The organism is Lacticaseibacillus salsurivasis (genome assembly GCF_036246225.1).
Lineage (GTDB): Bacteria > Bacillota > Bacilli > Lactobacillales > Lactobacillaceae > Lacticaseibacillus > Lacticaseibacillus salsurivasis.
The window spans coordinates 36,667-62,459 of record NZ_BTTP01000003.1; the positions used below are offsets into that span (position 1 = coordinate 36,667).

Here is a 25,793-nt window from a genome sequence, read left to right on the forward strand (position 1 = left end):
CTCAATTAGGTTTCGGCAAGTCGCATTTCACCACTGAAGTGCGACTTTTTACCGCTATTCTGGGAGGTGAACCGCAATCGCGCGCATTCCAACTGAAGTCATCGATCAAGTTCGCAGCTCTGTTAATATTGCCGACTACATTGGTCAATACGTGCAGTTGCACAAGCAAGGGCAGAACCTGTTCGGCCTGTGCCCGTTCGTGCCGGAAAACACGCCTTCTTTTAGCGTGAATGAAAGCAAACAGATTTTTAATTGCTTCTCCTGTCATCGGGGCGGCAACGTCTTCAAATTCGTCCAGGAATACGAGCACTTGTCATTCCCTGAAGCCGTGGCAAAAGTGGCCGAATTTGCCAACATTCCCCTCGGGGTGACCATTACGCCGCAACGGCAGGAAGCACCTGAAATCACCAACCAAAAGGCGATTTTGCGGCAAGTGACTGACATGATGCACCATTTGCTTGTTAACACCACCAGTGGTGAGGCAGCCTTGGCTTATCTGACCAAGCGTGGTTTGACTCAGGCCACCATTGATCATTTCGAAATCGGCTATGTCCCAGGCGACCGCCAGCTGATGAAGAAGTTCCTGGATAATCGTGAGGTCAGCTATGACGACCAGCGCCAAAGCGGGCTCTTCGCCGAAGACGACCAAGGTCAGCTTTACGATCGGTTCAATGATCGCGTGATGTTTCCCTTGAAGGACCAGTACGGCGACGTGATTGGCTTTTCGGGCCGGGTGCTTGATGCCCAGGCCAGCCAGGCCAAGTACCTGAACAGTCCGGAAACCCAGCTGTTTAATAAATCTGAGGTGCTGTTCAATCTTGATCAGGCCAAAAACCAGTTTAAAGACAACGGCGGCGCCGTGTTGTTTGAAGGGTTCATGGATGTCATTTCGGCTTATCAAGCCGGTGTGCCGACTGGTGTGGCCTCAATGGGGACCAGTTTGACCACTGAGCAGGTGAACATCATCGCTAAGCAGACCCGGCATTTGACGATTTGTTACGACGGCGATGCGCCTGGTCAGCACGCGGCAGACCGGGCTTTGGGGCTGATTGGTAATCAGCCGCGCCTAGAAGTGGGCGTGGTGGTGTTGCCAGATGGTCAAGACCCAGACGAGTATATCAAGGCCCATGACGCTGAAGCCTTTCAAAAACAGCTCAAGCATACCTTGACGCCCATCGGTTTTCGCCTCGCGTATCTGGCGCAAGACCGCGACTTATCCAGTGATCAGGCCAAGCTCGATTATATCGACGCTGGGCTGAAGGAGGTCGCTCGCGAAGCCGACCCCGTGGCGCAAAGCGTGTACCTGGATCAAATGAGTCAGCTCACCGGCGTGCCGGCCGCTACCTTGGCGCAATCCCTGCCCCAAGCGACTCAGACCGCGCCGGCGCCGGCAGTGCCGGATTGGCAGCTGGGGCCACCGCCGCCAGAAGCGGTTGAACAAGCGGCGCCAGAGCAACGCTTAGATCGTTCGGAAAAAGCCGAGCGTGAATTGTTAGCCCTGAGCTTTCATGATGCCAACTTGGCGCGGCGATTGCATCAGGATGATTTCGCCTTTCCTGACGCGCAGTATCAGGCAATTTTTGATGCTTGGCTGAGCTATGCGCAAGCCAGCGATGAGCCGACGGTAGCCGGATTCTTGGATCAAATCGATTCACAGTTGGGGCCACTGGTGACGACCATTGATTTTCGTGATGCCCCGCAAATGCCAGATGAAGCCATCGATGATATGATTTTAATGGTTCATCGCCGACAGCTGACCCAAGAATCAGCCCGGGTCAAGCAGCAGATGAATCAAGCAACGCAGCTCGGCGATAAGCAAACTGCCGATGCCATGCTGATGCAATATATTCAATTGCAACGCCAACTGAAGGCGGCAATCGACAATGAGTTATAGGAGGCACTTTAATGGCTGAAAAGAAAACAGAAAAAAAGACGACGACTAAAAAAGCGGTGAAGGCCCCGGCCAAAACCGCGGCCAAGAAGGCGCCCGCTAAAACCACTGCGGCTAGCGAAAAGAAATACGACGCAGCCGTGAAGAAAGTCATCGCCGACTACAAAGGCGATAAAGAAATCACCAACGAAGAACTGGTCAAGCAGCTCGTCAAGCCGTTTGAACTGAAAAGCGACGCGGTTGATGATTTGATGCAGAAGCTGGAAGACAACGGCATTTCCATCGTGGATGAAAATGGCGAACCAGCAGAGCGCAGCTTAAAGAAGGAAAAGGCTGTTTCCAAGAAGGCGCTGGCCGACATGTCGGCCCCGAGCGGCGTCAAGATTAATGATCCGGTCCGGATGTACCTGAAGGAAATCGGCCGGGTGCCGCTGTTGACGGCGGACCAGGAAGTCGACTTGGCGCTGAAAATCGAACAAGGCGACCAGGAAGCCAAGCAGCGGTTGGCGGAAGCTAACCTGCGTTTGGTGGTTTCCATTGCTAAGCGCTACGTTGGGCGCGGCATGCAGTTCCTGGATCTGATTCAGGAAGGGAACATGGGCCTGATGAAGGCGGTGGAGAAGTTCGACTACCGCAAGGGCTTCAAGTTCTCGACGTATGCCACCTGGTGGATTCGCCAGGCCATCACCCGTGCGATTGCTGATCAAGCCCGCACCATCCGGATTCCGGTGCACATGGTCGAAACCATCAACAAGCTGATTCGCATTCAGCGTCAGCTGCTCCAAGACCTCGGCCGCGAACCAACGCCAGAGGAAATCGGCGCCGAAATGGATATGCCAACGGAAAAGGTCCGCGAAATCCTGAAGATTGCGCAAGAGCCAGTTTCGCTGGAAACGCCCATCGGGGAAGAGGATGACTCGCATCTTGGTGACTTTATTGAAGACGACAACGCCACCAGCCCTGAAGATCATGCCAGCTACGAACTGCTGAAAGAGCAGCTGGAAAATGTGCTGGATACCTTGACCGACCGGGAAGAAAACGTGCTGCGTCTGCGGTTCGGCCTGGATGATGGCCGCACGCGCACGCTGGAAGAAGTTGGCAAAGTCTTCGGTGTCACCCGGGAACGGATTCGCCAGATTGAAGCCAAGGCACTACGCAAGTTGCGCCACCCAAGCCGCTCTAAGCAGCTGAAAGACTTCTTGGAATAAAGCAAATGATTGCCTAGCGGCGACGCTAGGCTTTTTTGATACGCCGAGAAGCGCCGGCCGGTTCAGTCGTGTATACTAAAAGTAGTAGGAAAAGGGAGTTTACGCATGGAAAAATTTCATTTATCAAAACGTCTGCGCGCAATTGCCGCGTTTAATGGCGACGGCCGCCGCATCGCCGATATTGGCACCGACCACGCTTATTTACCGATTGAACTGGCGAAACAGGGCCAAATCGACTTCGCGGTGGCGAGCGATATCGGCGCTGGTCCGTGTGCCATTGCGCGCGCCAATGTGGCGGATAATGACCTAGCGGAGGTGATTACGGTAAGGCAAGCCGATGGTCTGCTAGGACTGACGGCAGAAGACGCGCTAGATACTGTTTATATTGCTGGCATGGGCGGCATTTTGATTGAGCAGATTTTGGCGCAAGGGGCTGACCGCCTTGATGGCACGGAAACCTTGGTGCTCAGCCCAAACCGGGATGCCGAAAGCCTGCGCCGCTGGCTGGCTGCCCATGAATTTGGGATTCTCGATGAAACGCTGGTTGAAGATATGGGCCATGTTTACCCGATCATGGTGGTGGGGCAAACGCAGCCGCAAGTGCCATACACTGAAGCGGACCTGATGCTCGGGCCGGTGCTGCGGCGCCAGCGCACACCGCTGTTTCTCACGCAGCTGACCGCTGCCATCGCCAAGACTCAGGCAGTGCTGGCCAACTTGACCAATGCCAAGACCTTGCAAACGGCGAAAATTGCTGAAGAACAAGCACGCCTACGCGTGCTAGAGGAGGAAGCGCATGACGATCATTAATGGTCAAACCTTGATTGATCAATTTGAAACCTTTGCCCCGCAAAGCTTGGCGGTGCCAGGCGATCCGGTTGGGATTCAAATCGGCGACGCCACCAGGCCGGTGCATACCGTTTTGACCACGCTAGACGTGCGGCCGGAAGTGGTTGAAGAAGCGGTGGCGCTGAATGCAGACATGATTTTTGCCCATCATCCCGCGGTGTTTCGCCCCGCGCCGAATCTCAACTTTGCCAACCCGCAAAACGCCATGTACGGCGAATTGATCAAGCATGGTATCTTGGTCTATGCGGCGCATACTAACTTGGATCGGGCCGCCGGCGGCATGAATGATTGGCTGGCGGCAGCGCTGCAGCTTGAAGATGTGCGACCGTTCATCAATGAAGGCGATGAAGCCAACATGGGCCGGATTGGGCAATTGGCGGCCCCAGTCGCCTTAGCGGCTTTCGTCCAGCAGGTCAAAACCGCGTTTGGCGTTAAGGGCTTACGCGTCATCGCCGAAGACTTACAAAAGCCTGTGCAGCAAGTCGCCGTTCTCGGCGGCGATGGCGGCAAGTTCTACCATGCGGCCCAAGCGGCAGGCGCTGATGTGTATGTAACCGGCGATGTGTATTACCACACTGGTCATGACATGCTGGCGGCCCACATGCCGGTGATCGATCCGGGGCACCACATCGAATCCATCATGAAAGCGGAAGTCCGGCGGTTGTTGATTGGCTGGGCTGAAGCCAACAACTGGTCGCTGCACATTGTGGCGTCAACATTGAATACCGATCCGTTCACTTTTATGTAAGAATCAAAAACGACGCGGTGAGCGTCGTTTTTGATTGGGCTTAAAGTTGGTCGTCCGTGGAGAAATTCAGCGGACTCATATCCGTCGACTCGGCCAGCATCGCCATGGTAAAAGTCTGCCAATCAGCTTTAGCCAGCGCGGCATTTTCCGCCGAGGCTTGGGTCGCCAAATCCTGCAGTTCGCCAGCCGCCAGGCCTTGACTGGCGGCATCAGTTTTAGCGATATTCGCCAGCAATTTGGCATGCGTGGCCAGCTGTACTTGCTCCAACTGGTGGGCATAATGATGGAAATGGGCATCCATCAAGACGCTAGCGAGCTTGTATTGCCAGTAAGCCGAGTCCAGGCTGGCCGGCAACCCGCCGCGCTGGTAATCGGCTGGGGTCGTGGTGGTGCCGGCAAAAAACGGCACGAACTGACTTTGCGCCGCAACCCCCATGGCAATCCAGTGCAAATCGGCAATTTCAAAAGGCAAGTCCTGCCGCATTTGCAGTACATGGCTTTCCTGCGTCCGCGCTAGGCTGATCGGGCGAAAGCGGTGCTTTTGGGTCGCTGCAGGATCCGCCGGGTCGTAAGGCGTTTCGTCAAAGTGGGCCCCCAACACGCTGAAGGCGTCATCGACAAACAGCGGTCGGTCTGGTTGCAACGCAAACGGCAGATCATCAGCCATGGGGTGTGCCTCGCGGCTAGGCGTCAAGCGGCGCTGACCGTCCCAAACCCGCGCCGTGTTGTAGGTGTGATCAAAGGCCCCGGTAGTACCGAAAATATCCCGGAAGATAAAGCTCGTGCCAGGTTCCCAAAAGTGATTGCGCGCAGCGAATTTGAATAGATCAGCATCATACATGAAGTCCGGCGATTCTGGGAGCACTTTTTGAATGCTGAGCTGGTTGGCGACAATCGCATAAGCATCATCAGGAATCCGCTGGGCTACCCAGTGGTGCCCAGTGGCGATTTCCATGTACCAAGCCTCGTCGTGATCCGCAAACAGCACGCCATTGGCTTCGCCGGTGCCGTGTTCCGAGACGATGCGGCCGAGCCGCTCCACGCCTTCTCGCGCCGAGGCGATGAAAGGCAAGACCACCGTGACCATGGCTTCTTCGGTGATACCGGCTTCAACGAAGGGGTCGGCGCCCAGTACCCGGGCGTTGGCATACGCACTTTCAGTGGCGCTCATGGCCACGCCGGCGCTGTTGATACCAGCTTCTTCAAATAGACCGTATTGGTCGGTCCATTCAGGGGTGGCGGTGTATTTGAGGGCATGGCTCGGCAATCCGAGGGTGAACCCATTGGCCTTCGAGGTGAAAAGCGGTTGCTCAGCGGCGGTGGTTTCGGGATGGACCACCAGGTGCTTGGGCCAAGCGGCTTTGGAATCCTCATTGCGGCCAATCATCACACTGCCATCAGCCGAGGCGGCCTTCCCAATTAAAATGCTGGTACAAGATGAACGCGTCATGTGTTTCTCCTTCCTCAATCGGTGTCTGCCGCTGATGAACAAATAGCGGCGCGACCCGTGCAATCAAGCTTATTATACTAAAAATTTGCTGAGATGGCTGTTAATTCGAGCGGCCGCCGTGTATTCTAAATGCAGCACTTGCGGACAGGACATTGCTGCGTGTATGAAGCGCTGGCAACTGTCCACAATTCGCAGACATTTCGGAGGCTGTCATGGCAAAGTTGACCCAATTTTATCAGCATGATTTAGTGAAAAAAATCGGCGTGGCGCTAGTTAGTGGCTTAGTCACCGCTTTGGCGTTGAACTTCTTCTTAACGCCGGCGCGCGTCTTTCAGGCCGGCGCCACTGGGGTCGCTCAGCTGATTTCGCTGTTTTTGCAGCGCTTTGGCCTGACCCATGGTGATTTGACCGGGTGGTTCAATTTGCTGCTGAATTTGCCGATTGCTTATCTGGGTTGGCGCAAGCTAGGGCGTAGCTTCACGCTGTTCTCCTTTTTAAACGTGGTGTTCATTTCGGTGCTGGCGATTGTCCTGCCGGTACATGCCTTGTCGAACAACCCGCTGATGAATGCGATTTTTGGCGGGGTGCTCACCGGCGCCGGCGTTGGCATTGCCTTGCGCTATGGCTTCTCCACGGGTGGGTTAGACATTGTATCGATGTATTTAGCCAAAACCACGCATCGCACGGTGGGCGTCTTGATGTTTGCCATTAACCTGGTGATTATTTTGGTCGCCGGCTTTGGCATTCAGTGGGAAAGTGCGCTGTACACGATTATTTCGATTTATTGCATGACGCGAGTGGTGGATACCATCCATACCTCGGATCAGAAGATTACCGCGATGATTGTCACCAATCATCCCGATGCGGTGATTGCTAGTGTGTCGGCGCGCCTCATTCGCGGCATCACGGTATTGCCGAGTCGCGGCGGCTACCTGGGTCAGCCGAACACCACCTTGATGATTGTGATCACCCGCTATGAACTCTACGATTTGACGCAGGCTACTCGCAGCACTGATCCGCAGGCGTTCATTGACATTTTGAATACGGTGGATGTGGTAGGGGAATTTCTGACCTCGGATCAGCAAGACGAAAAACGCCAGCACCGCCGGTTGCCTGAGCAAACGGCACCGACTACCAAGCAGCCTTAATTTATGCGATAATAGAACCAATAAATGAGCGCCAAGGAGGGTTTTAGCATGCCATTAGTGCATATTGATTTGATTGAAGGCCGCAGCCACGAGCAGCTGGCCCAAATGTGCAAAGACGTCACCGCAGCGATTGTCAAAAACACTGGGGCACCAGCCGAACATGTGCATATCGTGCTCAATGAAATGAGCAAAGACCACTACAGTGTCGCCGGTGTCCTCAAAGCCGACGAATAGGAGGCGGCGACATGGCTGACGAAGTAGCAACGACGCCTGAAGAAGACGCGTATTTTACCAAAATGCGCGAAGCGATTGTCGCCGGGCTGAAAACGGTCATTGATCCGGAGCTCGGGGTGGATATCGTGAACCTGGGCCTGATTTACGGGGTCGATTTGGATGATGTGGGGCATTGCGACGTGGAGATGACCTTAACCACCATGGGTTGTCCACTGACCGAAGTGCTCGATGATGGCATTCACCAGGCGCTGATGGCGATTGACGGGATCAATTCAGTGGAGATCCATTTAGTGTGGTATCCGCAATGGGGTCCAGAACGCATGAGCCGTTACGCCAAAATGGCGCTGGGCATGCATTAATCAATCGGGGGCTGACTGTGCAAGTCGCCCCTGTTTGTTTGGAAGGGGCAAGCCTTGGATTACTGGGCAAACTTGACACAACTGACAAAGCAGGCACACCATCCGGCACTCACTGCCCAATACACCGCGATGCAAGTCTTCCGTGATGCGGTCGCGCAAGGCCAATTGCCAAAAGTCCCGCTGCCGCGCCTTGGGATGACTGAGGCGATTGCCTTTGACCTGATGCGGGAAAACCGACCATTGCGAAACGTGAACACGCTAGACCATTTACTGCGCAATTTTCGCCAATACATTGCGTATCATTACGGCATGTGGGCGTTTGTTCAGCAGCAGCTATTTGTTACCTGGACGGCGTTATTCGGGCGACAACGCTATTTGGAAATTGCGGCGGGGAATGGCTACTTAAGCTACGGCTTGCAACAGGCGGGCAATCAGGTGATTGCCACCGACGCCCGCACCTGGCAGAAAGAAAATCTGACCGGGGCCACACCGCTACTGCCGATTCATCAAGCCGGGGAGACTGCGGCTTTGCTGGCTTACGGACCGCACGTGGATGCGGTGGTGATGGCTTGGTCGCCGGATCATGAATGGAACGACGCGGCGCTTTTGTGGCAGTTGCGCCAGCATTTCCCAAGCTTACCTTTGTTTGTGCTAGGCGAGCGCAATGGGGCGACCAACAGCCGCCTGTTTTGGCAACTGGCCCAGTTTGTGCCCGACCGTCGATTGCTGAAGCTCAACCGCGCTTTTCCGCGGTTTGATGCCATCAATGACCGCATTTACTTGATTCAATAATCTGCCAAGAAAGGAGTGGTGAGCGTGAAGCGTTTATTCGGGTTGAACCTCATCTGGCTTGCTTTAGTCGTGCTTGCCGGCTGGGTCTGGTCGATTCATGATCAAGCTGCGTATGCTGACCGCATCGACCATTACGGGTTAAGCGAAGGCGCCGTGAAAATTAAAAGCCGCAAAGCCATGACGCTTAACGAAGCCGCCACGGCTTTGGCCACCGCTGATCTGGGGCCGATTCAGGTGCAGTTTCATGCCGGGCAACATCGGGTTTATTTGTACGCCCAGGGGAACTATGGCAGTCTGCCGCTGACTTCAGGTCAGTGGTTCAGCGATGCGGATCTGCGCTCACCGCTCCCGGTGGTGATTGTGGGTAGTGATTTAACCGAACAGCTGACTATGGGCCATAGCCAGCAGTATCAGCGTCAAAACGGCCAGTATGTGCCGGTACTGGGGCAGCTGAAGGCCTACACCGACAGCGTCATCAATCAGGTGACGTTCGAAAATGCCAGTAGCCAGCCGGCCCAAAACATTGCCTTGAAGCAGGTCACGGTGTACGCCGATAGTCCGACCATCAAAAGCCAAAAGGCCAAGCTGAAAACCATCCTCGGCGGGAAAATGACCACCTACCACTACCAAAACAACTCGGCGACGAGTTGGTGGCAAGATACAGGACAGCTGATTTTACGTTGCGGGCTCTTGCTGCTGGGCACATTGGCGCTAGCTTGGATTGCGAGTCAACAAGGCGCGGCGCTTTTACCGCGCAGCTTGGCGAATGCACCTCGGCGCCATGCCCTGCGCCATTTGTGGACGCAGTTCTTTGCATACAGCGGCTTGAGTTTGGCCACAGGGTTAGTGATTGCCAACTGGTTCTTTGACTTAACCAACCGCGCGCGCTTGATTGCCTTTGCGGTGGGCCTGTGGCTAGTTGGGCTGGTGGGGTTATATTGGCTCTTGCAACGCGCGGTGCACCAAGAAAGAGAGGATCGGCTGTGAGTTTACCATCCGGCTTTACCGAAAAATATCAACAGCTACTCGGCGCTGAGGCCGCGGCTTTTTTGGCGACCTTCGACGAGCCGGCGCAAAGCGGCTTTCGCATCAATCCGCTGCATCCTAGTGCGCCTGCGTTGCCTGAACCCATTGCTTGGAGCCAGTGGGGGAGCTATGGCAAGGTTGCTGGCACCTCGATTGCGCACTTAGCCGGCGACGTCTATAGTCAAGAACCCAGCGCGCAATTTGTGGCGGCGGTGCTGGCACCGACGCCGGGCGAACGGGTCTTGGATCTGTGTGCGGCGCCAGGCGGAAAAACGACCCAGTTGGGCAGCTTTATGGCCCAGCAAGGTCTGCTGGTCGCCAACGAAATCAATGCCGGCCGGGCGCGGGTCTTATCGAGTAATGTCGAACGGTTCGGGTTAACCAATACCTTGGTCACCAACAGTGATCCGCAGTCCTTAGCGGCGCAATTGCCTGAGTTCTTTGACCGCATTTTGGTGGATGCGCCGTGCTCTGGAGAAGGGATGTTTCGCAAGGATCCCGCCGCGATGGCGTACTGGAATCCGGATTACCCGGCGCAATGTGCCACGCGCCAGCGCGAGATTCTGCGTTCAGCGGTGGCAATGCTGCGGCCAGGCGGGACTTTAGTGTATTCGACTTGCACCTTCAGTCCCGAGGAAGATGAACAAATCATCGCCTGGGCGGCGCAGGAGCTAGAGCTCAGCATCGAGCCGATTGCCAAAGTTGGCGGCATCACTGACGGCCAGCCAGACTGGGCCGATGGCAATCCGGCGCTAGCTAACACTGCTCGGCTTTGGCCACATTTGCTGCAAGGCGAAGGGCATTTTGTGGCTAAATTGCGCAAGGCTGGAGACGCACCAGCGCGAACCCGCAAGTTGCAAGCGGCGGCTAAGCTCAGCCGCGCCGAGCAAGCAGATTTAACCGCCTTCACTCAAAGTAGCCTGACCGCGCCGATTGCTGGCCCTTTTTTGAAAGTCGGCGACAATTTGACAACAATGCCAGCCGCTATGCCGGCGCTGGCGCATATCCATGTCCTACGGGCCGGGCTGGATCTCGGCACCTTTAAAAAAGGCCGCTTTGAACCGAGTCATGCCTTGGCAACGGCGCTACCAGCCAGTGCCTTTCAAACCGTGGTGCCACTCACCGCGGAGGAATTCGACCGTTATCGCCATGGCGAAACCGTGGCGCGGCCGACGCTCAAGCAAAAGCAAACCGTGCTGTTAACCTATGAGGGCGCAGGTTTTGCGCTAGGCAAGCTTGTGAACGGTACGATTAAGAATGCCTATCCCAAAGGTCTGCGGAAATAAGGACCAAAAAAGCGACGCCAATTCACCAGCTTGGGTGAATGGCGTCGCTTTTGCGTGGGTTAAGGCAGAGGTAAATCGCGCTGCTGCGCGTAACTGACCAGCGCCGGGCTAAGGACCACTGGCACTTGCCGCAGGCCCGCCAGATTTTGGGCGCCGAGCATCGCCATCAGCTTCGGCAAGGTGTTTTGCCAAGCCTGCAGGTGGGCTTCTGCGGCGGCTTGGCCTTCTTGAATCAACCAGTGAAGGACCAACCCGCTAATCCCAACGGCGCTGGCGCCAAGGCGCAGAGCCTTGAGCACATCCAGCGGGGTGCGAATGCCGCCGGTGGCCAGCAGTGTCAGCGCGCTGCCTTGGGCTTCCAGCAGTGATTCAACTGTGGTTTGCCCGAAATCCGCTAAGTCCGCAAACACTTGATCCTGGCGCCGAGCACCTTCAATCAAAGCAAAATTAGTCCCGCCGCGCCCGCCAAGATCGACATACTGCACGCCCAGCGCGCGCAACTGGGCGAGGGCTTCGCGGTTCATGCCAAACCCGACTTCCTTGACAATCACTGGCTGGTCCAAGCCCGCAACAATGGCCCGAATTGATTCCGCCCAGTGAAAATCGGTGTCACCTTCAGGCATCACCGTTTCCTGCACGGCATTCAGATGCAGTTCCAACGCATCGGCCTGCAGCATGGCGACCGCAGTTTGGGCCTGCGCTAAGGTTTTGTCGGCGCCAAGATTGCCAATGATAAAGCCCTCGGGATTGGCCGCTCTGGCCCTGGTAAAGGTCTCAGCCAGGCCTGGTTCGGCCAAAGCCACACTTTGCGAGCCAGTGGCCATAGCGAGTCCACAATGCTTGGCAATGGTGGCCAGCGCTTCGTTATAGCGGCCAGTTTGGGCGGAACCACCAGTCATCGCATTGATGAAAAAAGGCCAGCGCCAACCAAACAAATCCGGCTTCAAATCAACTGCCGCTACCGCGGTTTCCGGCAAGGGATGATGGATAAACCGTACTTGGTCGAAACCAGCGCTGGCTTCGGCTTGAAAATATTTTTCGGCTAAAAAGACATGCTCATCTTTACGATGGGATTGCAGCGATTGGGCCATTAGCGTGCTCCTTTACAATAATCGCGCGGCGGGACCAGCCGCTGTGGTGGTGATAGTGAAACCAGCCGGCAGGGCGGCTTTGACGGCAGCGACATAAGGGGCCAACGTCAGAATTTTGACATTCGGGCCGGCATCCATGGTCGCATAAGCGGGAATGCCTGCGGTGCGCATCGCTTGTACCGCCTGCCACACTTCAATGGTCGCTGGCTGGAAGTAGGTGAAGGCAGGATGGCTGGCTAAAATCGCTGCATGCATCTGGGCGCTGCTTTCCTCGGTTAATTCGCCAATCTTGGTGAAATCATTCGCCGCCAGCGCCTGCACCATCGCCTGTGCCGCGGCTTCATTATGCTCAACCCAGGCTGGATAGTAAGGACTGGTGGCAACCGTATTAGCCATCAGTTGCCGTGAACCAATGGGCTTGCGGCCGGCATCCACCATCACCACGAGCATGCGCAGCGGCAAGGTGGTCGCCGGTAAGGCTTCTGCGTAAGAAGTGGCGTCGTCGATGCCGCGGTGCCAAATCGCGAGACCGCCGAAAATCGAGCGGGTCGCCGAACCGGACCCGCGACGGGCCAGCCGCGACAAGGCGCGGGGAGTCAGGCTTAAGCCGGCTGCGCTGCTGGCTGCCAGCGCCAGTGCGGCATAGGCCGAAGCGGAACTGGCAAGGCCGGCGGCAGTGGGGACATGATTAGCAGAAGTCACCTGCGCATGGGCCTTGGTGCCTGCAAGCGCGCGCACCTGGTCCAGAAAAGCGCTGATTTTGGTGGTGGGTTGGCTGCGGCCATCGAGCTCAAACTGATCGGCGGTCAAGTCGGCATCAAAAGTCACCGTGGTATCGGTGTAAAAATCGGCTAGCGTCAAGGACACGCTGCTGGTATAAGGTAACATCAATGCGGCGTCTTTTTTGCCCCAGTATTTAATCAAAGCAATGTTGGTATGGGCACGCGCAGTTGCAGTTGTCATGCTGGATTCTCCTTTTGAGCAAAGTCATACTGCCAGGTCGCAGTGGCGCCGGCTTCAGTCAAAGCGGCGGCGATGGTGGCAGCGGCGGCAGGATTTGCGGCTAGGGCAATCATGCAGCCACCTTGACCACTGCCAGTGAGTTTGGCGCCCAGCGCACCATGCGCATTGGCGACAGCGATTAACGCATCTAGTTGCGGGCTGCTGACGCCTAGCTGGGCCAAGGCTTGTTGCGCGATGGTCATTTGTTGGCCAAGCGCCAGCAGGTCGTCTTCACCCAAGGCGGTAGCGGCCAACCGGGTGGCGGCGCCGATTTGTTCAATCAAGGGGCCGTATAGTGCCGGTGCTCGCTTCAGCAAACTGGCCACGGCGGCCACAGCTTGCCCGGTTTGGCCCTTCACGCCGGTATCCGCAATCACGAGCACGCCGCGACTGGGAAAAGCAATCGGCTGCAGCTGCTCGCCGCGGACGAACCACTGGGGCCGGTCGGCACTAACCGTGGCAGCGTCCAGCCCACTGGGGTTGCCATGAATCGCTTTTTCCGAGAGACTCGCCCAGTCGAGCAAGCCGGTTTGGGTAAGCGGCGCCGCAAACGCCCCGTAAATGGCGCGAATGATGGCGACACTACAGGCTGCGGAGGAGCCCATGCCGCGCTCAGCGGGCAACATGCTGGTGATGGTCAGGGTGAACGGCATGGCCGAGGCATCAAAATGCGCCAGCAGTGCCTTGATCAGCTTAGCAATGCCAGCAAAGGCCGGGGTCGCCGCGGCCAACGCCCCTTGATAAAAACTCGATTCAATCATTTGCCCGCTGGTGGCCGGTGCCAGCGTCGCGGTGAGGCGCACTGATGGCACCGGCAAGGCAATTGCCGGCTGGCCGTACACCACGGCATGCTCACCGATGAGTATAATTTTGGCATAACTGGTGCCAGTTGCTGTTTGCATACACGAGATCTCCTTATTCCTATCTATCATACCGTATCTTGCAGGCCGCCAAAAGCGTAGAACGCGGGGCTAGCTAATCTTTAGCAGTTTTGCAAAGTTTTGCCGGCAAACTGGCCGGCAGCGTTTTGCCATGCGATGGATATGCTAAACTAGAAACCAGAATAACGAAAGGAAGTGCCTCAGCGTGAGCTTACAATTTGTCCTTGGCACCGCCGCCGCCGATCATCCCCACATCATGGTTGAGCAGATTCGAACGGATCTGGACCAGGGCCGGGAAGTGTTCTACCTGGTGCCCAATCACATTAAGTTCGAAACCGAAGTGACGCTGCTGCAGCGCCTGCGCGACCAATCTGGTGCCTATGCCCAGATGCAAGTACAGGTGCTGTCATTTACTCGGCTAGCCTGGTACTTCCTGAAAAACCAAGCCATTTACCAAAAACCACGCCTAGATCGGGCCAGCAATACCATGCTGGTGGCAAAATTGCTGGGCGAAATGCTCCAAGATGACCATCAGCGCCAGCAGTTGCGCCTGTTCGCCGGCTCCGCTGGGCATGCCGGCTTTGCCTTGCAACTGGCCGACCAGCTGGCTGAGCTGCAAACCGGCCGCATCACGGCGGAAACGCTGGCTGCTGTGACCAGTGTGCTCCCAGCTGAAGCACCAGAACGCCAAAAGTTCAGCGAGCTGCAGCTGATCATGGCGGCCTATGAACAAGCGGCCGCGCCTTACGTCACCGAGCCAACGCTGCTGGCGGCTTTAGCGGATAAGCTGGGTCAGCGCGATTTGAGTCACACCAGCTTTTATTTGAATCACTTTAACGACTTATCGGCCAGTGAATTTTACTTGGTCCAAACCTTGCTTCAAGCCGGCGCCAAGGTGACAGTGGCCTTGCTGCTGGATCAAGCCGGTGCGCAGAAGATGCCGCAGCCGCCAGCCTTGTTTCTGCCAGCGGCGAAATTGTACTATCGGCTGCGCCACGCTGCCCAGCAAAGCCAAACGGCACTGCTGCCGAATCTGTTTGCTCCCAAAAGGGCGCTTTCGCCAGCGCTGCAGGCAGTGGATTCATTTTGGCAAAGCGAAACCGCCAATGGCACTGGGGCGTTAAAGACCCCAAAGGCCGGCCTCACGTTGGCAAAGGCGAGCGAACCCTATACGGAATTGCGGGCGGTCGCCAAGCAAATCGTGCAGGCAGTGCACCAAGGCGCCCGGTATCGAGATTTTCTGATTATTGCGCGGCATCTTGATCCGTATCGGCCGTATTTGGCGCCAGTGTTTGAAGAACAAAAACTGCCGGTGTTTATTGATATCGAGCAGCCGATGCAAAGCCATCCCTTGATTGCCTTAATCGAGAGTTTGTTTGCGATTCAGCAACATCATTATCAATACGAAGACATGATGCGCCTGCTCAAAACAGAATTGCTGATTCCCGCTGACATGCCGGTAGCGGATTTTCGCGCTGCGCTCGATGTGCTGGATAACCACTTGCTGCGCACCGGCCTTACCGGCAGTCGCTGGCTGGATGGGCAGCACTGGCAGTATTTCCGCCGCCTAGCCGACGATGAAGGCACCACCGATGATGAGAAAACGACCCAAATCAACGAGCTAAAAGCCTTTGTCGCTGCGCAGCTACCACCGCTCTTTGATGCGTTGAATGCCGCCACTGACGGGCAAGCTGCGGCCAAAGCCTTGTATGAATGGCTGGTCGCTGCTGGGGTGCCGACGCGGTTGGCCGCCTGGCGGGACGACGCCGTTGCGGCTGGCGACTTGAGCTTAGCCACGGCAGGGGAACAAGCCTGGCAGACCTTTGTGGGGCTCCTCGATGATTACGTCGCCATTTTAGGCAGTGCACCGTTTGCCCTAGATCAATTCAGTGATTTATTGGCAGCAGGGTTTGCCGGCGCCACCTACACGCAAATTCCTTCAACGCTGGACCAGGTCACTGTGTCTGAAACTGGCCTGACCAGGCTCTCGCGCTATCGCCATGTCTTCGTGATTGGTGCCACCAGTACCGTAATGCCTGATACGCCAAGAGACTTCCCGGTGCTGACCGCCAGCGACCGGCAAGTGCTAGCCGACCACCTTGGTCCCGATGCCTTTTTGGCGGATTCAGGCACGCAGGCGGCGTTAGGTGATCCGTTCCTGAACTATGTGGCGATGATGGCTGGCAGTGAAAGTTTAACCATGAGTTATCCGGTGTATGAAGCCGATGCCAATAATGCCTCGCCTTATCTCACCCAAATGCAAAAGCGGTTGCATCTGCCGCTCACGAGCTGGCCGGCGGTGTCGCTGGCTACTGCGGTGCAGGAAGCGGCTGGCAGTGCCCGCAGTCTGCTCAGCGATTATGTCGTGGTGGCGCGCGAAGCCCACGCTGCGAAGACGCCACTGACCGAAAAAGACCCCTGGGGCCAAGTCCTAGCCCAGATCAAAACCATTCCAAGCTTGCGCGACCTGGCCTTTCGCCTTGAAGGGGCGACCACGCACCAAGGCGTCGGCCAGCTCGCGCCAGCGCTGGCTAGTCAGCTGTATTCCAGTCACATGAATGTCTCGATATCCCAGCTGGAGCGGTACTACAGCAATCCCTTTGAGTACTTTCTGCGCTACGGTTTGAAACTGACGAAGCGACCAGAATTCGAGCTCACACCAGCGGATACCGGCTCGCTTTACCACTGGGTGCTCGATCAACTGATGCGCCAGCTGAAGGCGCAAGGACAGGCGCTGACGGCGTTAAGCGATGCTCAGCTGCAGCAAACCATTGCGGCCTTAGTGACGCAGCTGGCAGGCGAGCCGGGCTATGAAATTCTCACCACGAGTGCCCACATGCGCTTTGTGCAGGCCCAAATCACCGCCATGCTAACGACGAACGCTGCAGCCATTCGCGGCCAACAGCAACGCTCGGCATTTCGGCCGCAAGCGACAGAAGTGGTTTTTGGCCGCATTGGCCAGCATGACGGCCTGAAGGGCTTGGTGCTGCCACTTGACGCTCAGCATCAAATCACCGTCAGCGGTCGCATCGACCGCCTGGATACCGCCACGATTGCAGGGACGCCTTATTTTGTGGTAGTCGATTACAAGTCCTCAGCGCATGATTTTGACCCGCTGGCGGCTTATTACGGCAAGGCGATGCAGCTGTTGACGTACATCGATGCGGTGGCTAATGCCGAATCTATGGCTGGCTTGAAGCCGGCCGGGGCCCAATATTTCCGGTTCCATCAGCCGCGCCTGAAGTATGAAAAAACCACCGACTTGCCGCTGGATCTTTTGAAAGACTTCAAGATGGCTGGCTTATTGGTGTTGCCTGATGACGAAGCGGCGGCCACCGCGTTGACGGCCGCTTTTGACCAAAGTCTGGCGGCAGGCGAAAACTCCGCGTTGGTGGCATTAGGGCTTAAAAAAGATGGCAGCTTGACCAAGGAGCGCGCTGGTAAGCTCAGCAAACGCTTATCGCCAGCTGGCTTGCAGCTGATGGTCCAGCATAATCGCCATTTGATTGTTCAAGCCGCTCAGCAAATTATGGCAGGGAACATTGACTTGGCCCCGCTACAGTTCAAGCAGGAAAGCACGGTCATCACCAATAGCGACTATCAAAGCATTATGCTGTTTGATCCGGCCACTGGCTTTGACCGTTATCACCATGTGGCGCCGCTGGATCAGGCGACCTTGGAGCAGAAACTACGCAAAGAAGCAGAAGGGAGCAAAGGCGATGAGTGATCAATTAACCCCAGCCCAGTTGGAAGCAGCTACGGTCAGTGGGGCCGACATTTTGGTCTCTGCCAGTGCCGGCAGTGGGAAGACGAAGGTGCTGGTCGATCGCATTGTGCGCCAGGTGGTGGCAGGGGCCGATTTGACTCGGATGCTGATTGCGACCTTCACCAAAGCCGCGACGGCGGAAATGAAACTGCGCATTCAAAATAAACTCAAGGACCGCCTGAATGATGAAAGCCAGCCGATGACGCCGGCGCAAAGACGTCACTTAAGCGCCCAGGTGGCTTTAGCCAATGCGGCGCCGATCATGACCCTGGATGCCTTTTCCCTGCAAGTGGTGCAACGCTACTACTATGTGATTGACCTGGACCCGGCGTTTCGGATGATGACAGATGACACCGAGCGCCTGATGCTACAAACCAGGGTCTGGGAAGATCTGCGGGAGAATTTTTATACCGGCGAGCACGCGGCAGCCTTTGAAGCATTAGCGACTAACTTTGCCACCAGCAGTGACCCTGCGGCCTTGCAAGACGTCGTGTTTGAAATTTATCGGTTTGCGATGACCACGCCTGATCCGGTGGCTTGGCTGAATCAATTGCCGGCCGCGTACACCAGTGAGGCGGCTTTGATGAAAGCACTGTGGCCAAGTGCCCAAACCACTTTGCGGGCTGCTGAGGCCGCGCTGCTTGAAGCGCAGGCGACCCTGTCCGCACCCAAGCTGGCCAAGGTCGCCGCCAATGTGGCAACCAGCCTCGCCACCGTGCAGTCGGCGCTGGCGTTAAAGCAGCCCAGCTATGAAGCGGCTTGGTCCGCGCTCTCGGCGATTGCCTTTGACCGCTGGCCTGGGGGTAAATTTGACCCTGAATTGAAGGCTGATAAAGATGCCGCCAAAGCTCAGCGCGACTTGGCTAAAGCTACCGTGGCACCACTGCAAGAAATTTTTGCCATTAAACCTGCTGATCTGAGGCAGGCGATGCCGCAGGTGCAGCAGCTGATGGCGACCCTGCAGTTGGTGAGTCTGGAATTTTACCATGCCCTGGTAGCGGAAAAACGGCGTCAGCAAGTGCAGGATTTTGGCGACATTGCTCAAAATGCTTTGAAGATTCTCAATGCGCCTGATCCTAGCGCCGAACCTGGTCGTGACCGCACTGTCGGCACAGTGTACCGCGCCCAATTCGATGCGGTGCTCGTCGACGAGTATCAGGATATCAATCAACTGCAGGAAGCCGTGCTAACAGCAGTGAGTCAAAATCAGCCTGGCAACCGCTTCATGGTGGGGGATGCCAAGCAAAGTATCTACGGTTTCCGGTTGGCCGATCCGCAACTGTTTTTGGCGAAGTATCGCCGCTTTGGCGAGCGTGAATCTGCCGGCAAGCGGGTGATTTTGAATCAAAACTTTCGCTCGTCCCAAAATGTGCTCGCTTTTAACAATCTGGTGTTCAGTCAGATCATGGACCGGGCGGTGGGGCAAATCGATTACACCGAAAAAGAAGCCTTGAAACCCGGGCCGTTGTTCCCAGAAGACCAGGTGCGGCCGACTGAATTTTTGATTCACGAAACCGGTACGGCAGCAACCAGTGAGGACGACCAAGAAGAACCTAGCCCGGAAAAAGCCGCCGCCGAGGCGCAAATGGTGATTGCGCGCATTCAGGCGCTGGTCAATGATCCCACGGAAACCTTGTATCAACGCGACCCTGATGGCACGGGGCACCAGCGCCGTATTCGCTACCAGGACATCACGCTGTTGACCCGATCCCGAAGCAACAACATCGCGCTGCAAACGGCTTTTGCCCAAGCGGGGGTGCCGATTGTGATTGCCGATGCCCAGAATTACTTCAAAACCACAGAACTGATGGTGATGCTGGCGTTGCTGCGGGTGATTGATAATCCGCGGCAGGAAATCCCTCTGACCGCAGTGCTGCGCTCGCCGCTGGTTGGTTTGTCGGCTGATCAGTTGGCACTGATTCGCCTGACCCAAGATGGCCCTTACGATGAAGCCGTGCAAGCTTTTGCCACGGAAACCGACGGCACTGCTTTTAAGCAGCAAACCCGCGCTAAGGTGCAAGGTTTTTTGCAGCAGCTGGCGGAATTGCGCGATTTTGCCCGGGAGCATGAGCTCAGTGCCTTGATTTGGCATATTTACGAGGTGACAGGGTATCTGGATTACGTGGGCGGCCAGCCCGGCGGCTTACAGCGCCAGGCTAACTTGCGGGCGTTAGCCGCCCGCGCCGCCACCTATGAAAGTGGCGGCTTCAAAGGCTTGTTTGCCTTTATCCATTTCATCGAAACGATGCAAAAACAAGACAAGGATCTGGCGATACCGGTGACCTTGGCGCCCGATGTCAATGCAGTGTCTTTGATGACCATTCACGGCAGTAAAGGCTTGGAATTCCCGATTGTCTTTTTGATGAGCACGGATAAGCAGTTCAACCAGCAGGACCTTCGCCGGTCGTTTATCCTGACTCAAGCGGTCGCAGGCGTGAAGTGGCTGGATGAAAACAGCCATGAGGTGTATAGTTTGCCGCAATGGCAACTGGCCAAATTGGGGAAAAACCGCCAGCTGTTGGCGGAAGAAATGCGGCTGCTGTATGTGGCGCTGACCCGCGCTGAGCAGCAGCTGTTCATTGTGGGGAGCGGTGAAAGTCGGGAGAAACTCCAGGCGCACTGGGCCCAGCTTGCTAACAGTGAGGAACAGTTGCTGCCGGAAAGTGTCCGCGCCGGCGCCGGCTGCATGCTCGACTGGCTGGGCATGGCGATTGCCCGGACCGGTGTCCTCGATGAAACCCCAAGCCTGCCGGCCTTGAACCAGTACCAAAAAGCCGGCGTCGTGCTGAATTTTGTTGGCCAGCCGCAGGTGTTAACCAGCGCTGAAGCGGCGAAACCGGTGACCCAGCCGCCGTTAGATTTCGATTTGACGGCCTGGTTTGACTATCAATATCCTTACGCGCAAACCGCAAACACCACCGGGTTTCAAAGTGTGTCTGAAATCAAGCGCGCCTTCGAGGATCCTGACACAGTGGAACTGGTTGAATCAGGGCGGCAACTTGGCGGCAATCGCCTGACTGGCGACTTTGCTGCCCCAGCTTTCATGGCAACAGGCACCAAGGTCCCGGCCACAGTGATCGGATCGGCGACGCATTTGGTGCTCCAAATGCAGCCCTTAACGGGGACGCTGGATGAAGCGGCGCTATCCCACACAATCGACCAACTCGTGACCAATGGCAGTTTACCAGCGGCAGTCGCCAAGCAGATTCCTTTGGCCGAGCTGGTGCGCTTTTACCAAACGCCGCTGGGCCAAGCACTGCAGGCCAATGCAGCGACGGTGCAGCGGGAAGCGCCATTTTCGCTGCTGATGCCAGCAGACCAACTGTTTACCGATTTGGCGCAGGAACCAGGCAGTGACATCCTGATTCACGGGGTGATTGACGGGTATTACGAAACCGCTAACGGCATTGTGCTGTTTGATTATAAGACGGACCATATTGGCAACCAGCAGGCCAAAGTGGTGGCACGCTATCAGCCGCAGCTCAATCTCTATGCTAAGGCGCTGGCCTTGGCGACTGGGAAGCCGGTATGCGAGAAGTTGCTGGTGCTGCTGGAAACCGGCCAAGTGGTAACACTGGATTAACGAAAAAACGCCGAAAGGAGGACAGGTATGGATTCGCAAACAACTTACGCCGTGATTGACTTGGAAACCACAGGCACGGAAATCAACGGCACCGACCGGATTATTCAGTTCGGTTGTGCCTTGATCAAAAATGGCACCTTGATCCAAACCCGGTCGCAGCTGATTAATCCTGATTGGCCTGTCCCGCCGGCGATTCAAGCCCTCACTGGCATCACGCCAGGGCGGCTGGTGGCGGCACCGTATTTCGAAGACGTGGCCGCCAGCATTACTCGGCTCCTGCAAGGCACCGTGATTGTGGCGCATAATGTCAATTTTGATTACCCATTTTTGGCCGCGGAACTGGTGCGCGCCGGGCAGCCCGCCTTGACGCAGCCGGGAGTTGATACCGTTGAAATGGCTCAGATTCTACTGCCCACTCAAGCCAGCTTTCGCCTGCAGGATCTGACTGCCGCCCTGGGCATTACTCATGATCATCCGCACCGTGCCGATAGCGACGCCATCAGCACCGGTCATTTGCTGATGCGCCTGGGTGCGCGCTTTGCCGCGCTACCAACGGCGACCCAGCATGAACTGCTGAAATTTGCCGGCAGCTTGCCGAAACAAACTGGCGACTTTTTGGCCGCCCACGCCACTGCCCCTAAACCCTTAACCGCTGAGCAAATGGCGGTGGGGCGTTTTGTCCTGCAACGGCCGCAACCTAGCGCCGTTGAGCAAACCGTACCAACGTATCCGGCGACGTTGGCCGCCAAGCGCCAGCTGCTGAAACCGCGGTTTAAAGTCCGCACCCAACAGGCTAAAATGATGGATGCCATTTATGAAAATAGCACCAGCGCCCATCAGCCACTTTTGATTGAAGCCGGCACTGGCTTAGGGAAAACGCTGGGCTATCTGTTGCCCTACGCGTACCTGACCAGCACCAGCCACAAACTGGTGGTCAGCGCGGCGACCACGGTGTTGGAACGGCAAATCGCTACCGAATCGCTGCCGCAGGTGCGCGCGCTCACTGGCTTGGCCTTGCCAGCCGTGGTGCTCAAAAGCGCCCGCCATTACCTCGACTTAGGAAAGTTCGCGGCTAGTTTGGGGCTGAAACATCCCAATCATCAAACCAGGCTGCTGCAGATGCGGCTGATGGTGTGGCTGACCCAAACCACCACCGGGGATCTGGCGGAACTGCAGCTAACGACTTACACCGCGCCTTTGTTTGCCCGCATCCGTGCCACTGGCCGGCCACCCAAGGGCGCTTATCGGGAGGCTGATTTCTACCAGCGCCTGCAGCGCCAAATTAAAACGGCGCAGGTGGTCATCACGAACCACGCCTTTTTGGCGCGGCACATCGCTGATTTGCCGCTGCGCAGTAAGCCGTATCTGGTGGTGGATGAGGCCCAGCACTTTGCTGCCGCCTTTGCCGAGGCCAATTCCCATGAATTAGGCCTCGCTAAACTCAAGCGGCGGCTCGGTCAGTTGCAAACCTTTATTCAAGGCCGCAAGGAAACGGGACTCCAGACCTTGTTTGCTGACGCGCCAGCCACCCAGTATCAGCTGAGCCGGACCTTGGCGGCCATCAATACCGCCACCGACCAAATTGCCGCGCTGCAGCAGGAGATTTATCATCATTGCGGTCAGCCCGCGCCGCGGGTGGTTGAGCGGCCGCTCACGGCCACTGAACGCCAGTGGCTCCTGCCGACTTTGCAAGCCGCGCTGCCGCCGCTTTTGACCACCGCGACCAGCGTTCTAGCACCGATGCAAGGGGTGCTGGCAGAATATGAAGCCGATCCAGAGCGCTTTTTAGCCAGCGAAGCGGCGCTGTTTCAGGGACTGGATGGGTTAACTGCGGCGCTGAGCAACCAGCTGACCCGGCTGAAGGGGATTGATCTGCCGGCTTTGGCCCAGGCGCCAGTGGTCACCAGCTTGATTCTAGGCGGCGGGGGACCGGCGACTTTAAGCATTCACTGGCAACGCTTTGATGCGAGCCAGATCATCCAAAAACAGCTGGCAGTGTTTGAGGCGCCGGTGTTCACCGGCGCGACGCTCACGGTGAACCGCAGTTTCGACTACTTAACCCAGCAGCTTGGCTTGCCGGCAGATACGCCAGCTTTGCGGCTGCGCAGTCCTTTTCATTACAAGCTCCAGGCCCAGTTTCTGGTGGCCGAAGATGCGCCGAACGCCCGCGAATTAAGTGAAACCGCCTATGCGGATTACCTGGCGAATGCCATTGCGCAGCTGGCTGCGACCCCGCATCAAACCTTGGTGCTGTTCAATTCGCTCCGAATGATCGGCCTGGTTTATCAGCGACTGATCAATCAGCTACCGGAACACGAACTGCTCGCGCAAGGGGTGACCGGTTCGGCAGTAAAAATCGCCAAGCGGTTTGCCCTCAGCACCGACAGCGTTTTGCTTGGCGCAGCCAGCTTTTTTGAAGGCATCGATTACCCGCAGAAGCAACTGGAGCAGGTCATCTTGACCCGTCTGCCCTTTGACTCACCCGCCAGTCCCACGGTGCAGGCGCGGGCGGCGGCACTCAAGGCGCGCGGGGAAGATGCCTTTGCGGCTGATCTGCTGCCCAAAGCCACGATTCGGTTTCGCCAAAGTTTTGGCCGGCTGATTCGCACTGAGCATGACCGCGGGGTGTTTGTAGTCCTGGATCCGCGGCTGCTCACCACGCCTTACGGGCGGCAGATGGCCAAGAGTTTGCCAAATCTCAAACCCAAGGCCTTGCCACTGGCAGAACTGACGCCGCTGGCCCACGACTTTTTGGAACATCGTTTAATAAAGGAGACAGAACATGCGCAGTGAACGGTCCGCGTTTAGAAAAATTATCGGCCCCGCCTTGGCGCTGGCCATTTTAGCCATCATCATCGGCGTGTGGGTGCGGGCGCTCAGTCCTTTGCACCAGGTCCGCAGCCAGGCCATTCGCATCGCCAAGCAAAGTGGCGGCATCAAAACCGTCTCGGCCTTTTACTGGAATAAGCAAGATGAAAGCTACCTGACGGTTGCTGGCACCACCGCTAAGCAGCAGCGTCGCTTTGTGGTGATCCGGCAAAAAACCGGTAAGGTGCGCGTCGTCGCCCAAAAAGACGGCATCAGCAAGAATACTGCTGTTGACCAAGCCAAATCAGCCTATCATCCCAAGAAAATTTTGGCGGTGGGCATGCGCTACCGAGCAAAGAAGTTTGTTTGGGATATTGGTTATGAGACAAATTCTGGTAAACTGGGGTATGTGACGTACGATTTTGAAACCGGCGAACAAGTTGCCTCGATTCGCAACCTGTGACCGAAAAAAGGAGCGATAAGATGCATCTGGCAAAGCGCATCATCGATGTGGCCCCATCTGCGACCTTAGCCATCAGCAACATGGCCAAGCAGATGAAGGCGCAAGGCGAAGACGTGATTGATTTATCTATCGGCCAGCCTGACTTTCAAACACCTGAATTTATCGATACCGCCGCGATTGCGGCTATCAAAAGCGGGCAGGCGAGCTTCTACACAGCGGCCACTGGCATCACGGCACTGAAAACCGCCATCGCGGATCATGTCGCGGCGCAAAGTCCGGTGCAGTATCAGCCCAACCAGATTGTGGTCACCACCGGCGCAAAATTAGCGTTGTACGCTTTGTTCCAGGTGCTACTCGATCCCGGCGAAGAAGTTCTGACCCCGCTACCAGGGTGGGTGTCTTATGTTGAGCAAATCAAACTGGCCGGCGGGGTGCCGCGGGCGGTGCAACCTAGCGCCGACTTCAAGGTCACCGTTGATGACCTTGAGCAGCAGCGCACCGCCAAAACCCGGGCGGTCATCATCAACTCGCCGCAAAATCCTAGTGGGGCGGTTTACACGCGGGAAGAGCTGACCCTGATTGGGAACTGGGCGCTGAAGCATGATCTCTTAGTGGTCAGCGATGAAATCTATCGCGACTTAATGTTTAACGGCGCGACTTACACCTCGATGATCGATATCGACCCGCAGATCACTGCCAATACCGTGCTGATTGGCGGGGTTTCCAAGAGTTATGCGATGACCGGCTGGCGCATTGGGTTTGCCGCCGGCCCAGAAAAGCTCATGGCAGCGATGGGGAAGCTGCTCGGCCATGCCACCGGTAATCCGACGGCAGTTAGTCAGTATGCCGCCTTGGCCGCTTACACTGGTGACGGCACCAGCGTTGAAACCATGCGCCAGGCCTTTGAACACCGGTTGAATGTGATTTTCCCGTTGTTGCAAAAGGTGCCGGGCTTCACGCTGGCGCACAAGCCGGCAGGGGCATTCTATCTGTTCCCTAATGTCAAGCGGGCTGCGACTTTGACTCACTACAGCAGTGTGGATGAGTTCATCGCGGCGCTACTGGCGGAAACTGGCGTGGCCCTGGTGCCAGGGCGGGCATTTGGCCTGCCAGATCATGCGCGGTTGAGTTACGCAGCGGCGGAGGAGGACCTAGTTGAAGGGATTCGCCGCATTAGTCAATTTGTTGGCAATAATTAGTAAGGGGTA

General features: G+C 56.5%; 19 protein-coding genes. 15 read left to right on the top strand and 4 right to left on the bottom strand.

All coding sequences use genetic code 11. From position 1 onward, the window contains the following. Window positions 1-85: 85 nt before the first annotated feature. The 4 genes from dnaG to AAA927_RS03700 all read left to right on the top strand — a co-directional run bounded on the left by dnaG (window position 86) and on the right by AAA927_RS03700 (window position 4,696). On the top strand, window positions 86-1,894 hold the full coding sequence (dnaG, locus tag AAA927_RS03685) for a DNA primase (protein ID WP_338216125.1): 1,809 nt from the start codon (window positions 86-88) through the stop codon (window positions 1,892-1,894). 11 nt (window positions 1,895-1,905) lie between these two features. Continuing rightward, a complete protein-coding gene (gene rpoD / locus AAA927_RS03690; RefSeq protein ID WP_338215845.1) occupies window positions 1,906-3,099 on the top strand; it encodes an RNA polymerase sigma factor RpoD in 1,194 nt (397 codons plus the stop codon). 105 nt (window positions 3,100-3,204) lie between these two features. Further along, entirely contained in the window at window positions 3,205-3,909 is a 705-nt protein-coding gene (locus AAA927_RS03695) for a tRNA (adenine(22)-N(1))-methyltransferase (RefSeq protein WP_338215847.1), read from the top strand. Continuing rightward, window positions 3,902-4,696: a Nif3-like dinuclear metal center hexameric protein gene (locus tag AAA927_RS03700; protein WP_338216126.1), complete on the top strand. Its 795-nt coding sequence runs from the start codon at window positions 3,902-3,904 to the stop codon at window positions 4,694-4,696. The genes AAA927_RS03695 and AAA927_RS03700 overlap by 8 nt, the downstream gene beginning before the upstream one ends. Before the next feature lie 40 nt (window positions 4,697-4,736). Here the strand turns inward: AAA927_RS03700 and AAA927_RS03705 are convergent, their stop codons facing one another. Further along, a complete protein-coding gene (locus tag AAA927_RS03705) occupies window positions 4,737-6,146 on the bottom strand; it encodes a C69 family dipeptidase (RefSeq protein ID WP_338215848.1) in 1,410 nt (469 codons plus the stop codon). Between the two features lie 212 nt (window positions 6,147-6,358). On the opposite strand from AAA927_RS03705, the gene AAA927_RS03710 reads away from it, so the two are divergent. The 6 genes from AAA927_RS03710 to AAA927_RS03735 are packed head-to-tail and all read left to right on the top strand — an operon-like array spanning window position 6,359 to window position 10,991. Further along, on the top strand, window positions 6,359-7,294 hold the full coding sequence (locus AAA927_RS03710) for a YitT family protein (RefSeq protein WP_338215849.1): 936 nt from the start codon (window positions 6,359-6,361) through the stop codon (window positions 7,292-7,294). A 48-nt stretch (window positions 7,295-7,342) separates the two neighbouring features. Next, window positions 7,343-7,528, top strand: a complete 186-nt coding sequence (thmT, locus tag AAA927_RS03715) for a 2-hydroxymuconate tautomerase (RefSeq protein WP_125579051.1) — start codon at window positions 7,343-7,345, stop codon at window positions 7,526-7,528. An 11-nt stretch (window positions 7,529-7,539) separates the two neighbouring features. Further along, window positions 7,540-7,887, top strand: a complete 348-nt coding sequence (locus tag AAA927_RS03720; RefSeq protein ID WP_204118932.1) for a metal-sulfur cluster assembly factor — start codon at window positions 7,540-7,542, stop codon at window positions 7,885-7,887. Window positions 7,888-7,941: 54 nt separating this feature from the next. Next, window positions 7,942-8,679, top strand: coding sequence for an SAM-dependent methyltransferase (locus tag AAA927_RS03725; RefSeq protein ID WP_338215852.1), 738 nt, complete (start codon window positions 7,942-7,944; stop codon window positions 8,677-8,679). A 24-nt stretch (window positions 8,680-8,703) separates the two neighbouring features. After that, window positions 8,704-9,666, top strand: a complete 963-nt coding sequence (locus AAA927_RS03730) for a hypothetical protein (protein WP_338215854.1) — start codon at window positions 8,704-8,706, stop codon at window positions 9,664-9,666. Next, on the top strand, window positions 9,663-10,991 hold the full coding sequence (locus tag AAA927_RS03735; protein WP_338215856.1) for an RsmF rRNA methyltransferase first C-terminal domain-containing protein: 1,329 nt from the start codon (window positions 9,663-9,665) through the stop codon (window positions 10,989-10,991). The genes AAA927_RS03730 and AAA927_RS03735 overlap by 4 nt, the downstream gene beginning before the upstream one ends. Window positions 10,992-11,050: 59 nt before the next feature. Here the strand turns inward: AAA927_RS03735 and fni are convergent, their stop codons facing one another. The 3 genes from fni to mvk are packed head-to-tail and all read right to left on the bottom strand — an operon-like array spanning window position 11,051 to window position 13,986. Further along, window positions 11,051-12,082, bottom strand: a complete 1,032-nt coding sequence (gene fni / locus AAA927_RS03740) for a type 2 isopentenyl-diphosphate Delta-isomerase (protein ID WP_338215858.1) — start codon at window positions 12,080-12,082, stop codon at window positions 11,051-11,053. Between the two features lie 12 nt (window positions 12,083-12,094). Next, the gene (gene mvaD, locus AAA927_RS03745; protein ID WP_338215860.1) at window positions 12,095-13,045 is read right to left on the bottom strand and encodes a diphosphomevalonate decarboxylase; all 951 of its coding nucleotides are present in this window, start codon (window positions 13,043-13,045) and stop codon (window positions 12,095-12,097) included. Further along, window positions 13,042-13,986 carry a mevalonate kinase gene (gene mvk / locus AAA927_RS03750; RefSeq protein ID WP_338215862.1) on the bottom strand — a complete coding sequence of 315 codons (945 nt, stop codon included), beginning with the start codon at window positions 13,984-13,986 and terminating at the stop codon, window positions 13,042-13,044. The genes mvaD and mvk overlap by 4 nt, the downstream gene beginning before the upstream one ends. Before the next feature lie 184 nt (window positions 13,987-14,170). Between mvk and AAA927_RS03755 the strand changes: the two genes are divergently transcribed. The 5 genes from AAA927_RS03755 to AAA927_RS03775 are packed head-to-tail and all read left to right on the top strand — an operon-like array spanning window position 14,171 to window position 25,784. Then, a complete protein-coding gene (locus tag AAA927_RS03755) occupies window positions 14,171-17,692 on the top strand; it encodes a PD-(D/E)XK nuclease family protein (protein WP_338215865.1) in 3,522 nt (1,173 codons plus the stop codon). Beyond that, a complete protein-coding gene (addA, locus tag AAA927_RS03760; RefSeq protein ID WP_338215867.1) occupies window positions 17,685-21,314 on the top strand; it encodes a helicase-exonuclease AddAB subunit AddA in 3,630 nt (1,209 codons plus the stop codon). Before AAA927_RS03755 ends, addA begins: the two co-directional genes overlap by 8 nt. 27 nt (window positions 21,315-21,341) lie before the next feature. Next, the gene (locus tag AAA927_RS03765; RefSeq protein ID WP_338215869.1) at window positions 21,342-24,107 is read left to right on the top strand and encodes a helicase C-terminal domain-containing protein; all 2,766 of its coding nucleotides are present in this window, start codon (window positions 21,342-21,344) and stop codon (window positions 24,105-24,107) included. Beyond that, window positions 24,097-24,585, top strand: coding sequence for a cell wall elongation regulator TseB-like domain-containing protein (locus AAA927_RS03770; protein ID WP_338215871.1), 489 nt, complete (start codon window positions 24,097-24,099; stop codon window positions 24,583-24,585). The genes AAA927_RS03765 and AAA927_RS03770 overlap by 11 nt, the downstream gene beginning before the upstream one ends. Before the next feature lie 20 nt (window positions 24,586-24,605). Continuing rightward, window positions 24,606-25,784 (top strand): pyridoxal phosphate-dependent aminotransferase, encoded by a 1,179-nt coding sequence (locus AAA927_RS03775; RefSeq protein WP_338215873.1) that lies wholly within the window; start codon window positions 24,606-24,608, stop codon window positions 25,782-25,784. Window positions 25,785-25,793 lie beyond the last annotated feature (9 nt).

What these genes read in the sequence shown, in the direction of transcription:
- rpoD (WP_338215845.1), top strand. Translation starts at nt 1,906, where the DNA reads ATGGCTGAAAAGAAAACAGAAAAAAAGACGACGACTAAAAAAGCGGTG.
- AAA927_RS03695 (WP_338215847.1), top strand. Translation starts at nt 3,205, where the DNA reads ATGGAAAAATTTCATTTATCAAAACGTCTGCGCGCAATTGCCGCGTTT.
- AAA927_RS03705 (WP_338215848.1), bottom strand. Translation starts at nt 6,146, where the DNA reads ATGACGCGTTCATCTTGTACCAGCATTTTAATTGGGAAGGCCGCCTCG.
- AAA927_RS03710 (WP_338215849.1), top strand. Translation starts at nt 6,359, where the DNA reads ATGGCAAAGTTGACCCAATTTTATCAGCATGATTTAGTGAAAAAAATC.
- thmT (WP_125579051.1), top strand. Translation starts at nt 7,343, where the DNA reads ATGCCATTAGTGCATATTGATTTGATTGAAGGCCGCAGCCACGAGCAG.
- AAA927_RS03720 (WP_204118932.1), top strand. Translation starts at nt 7,540, where the DNA reads ATGGCTGACGAAGTAGCAACGACGCCTGAAGAAGACGCGTATTTTACC.
- fni (WP_338215858.1), bottom strand. Translation starts at nt 12,082, where the DNA reads ATGGCCCAATCGCTGCAATCCCATCGTAAAGATGAGCATGTCTTTTTA.
- mvaD (WP_338215860.1), bottom strand. Translation starts at nt 13,045, where the DNA reads ATGACAACTGCAACTGCGCGTGCCCATACCAACATTGCTTTGATTAAA.
- mvk (WP_338215862.1), bottom strand. Translation starts at nt 13,986, where the DNA reads ATGCAAACAGCAACTGGCACCAGTTATGCCAAAATTATACTCATCGGT.
- addA (WP_338215867.1), top strand. Translation starts at nt 17,685, where the DNA reads ATGAGTGATCAATTAACCCCAGCCCAGTTGGAAGCAGCTACGGTCAGT.
- AAA927_RS03765 (WP_338215869.1), top strand. Translation starts at nt 21,342, where the DNA reads ATGGATTCGCAAACAACTTACGCCGTGATTGACTTGGAAACCACAGGC.
- AAA927_RS03770 (WP_338215871.1), top strand. Translation starts at nt 24,097, where the DNA reads ATGCGCAGTGAACGGTCCGCGTTTAGAAAAATTATCGGCCCCGCCTTG.
- AAA927_RS03775 (WP_338215873.1), top strand. Translation starts at nt 24,606, where the DNA reads ATGCATCTGGCAAAGCGCATCATCGATGTGGCCCCATCTGCGACCTTA.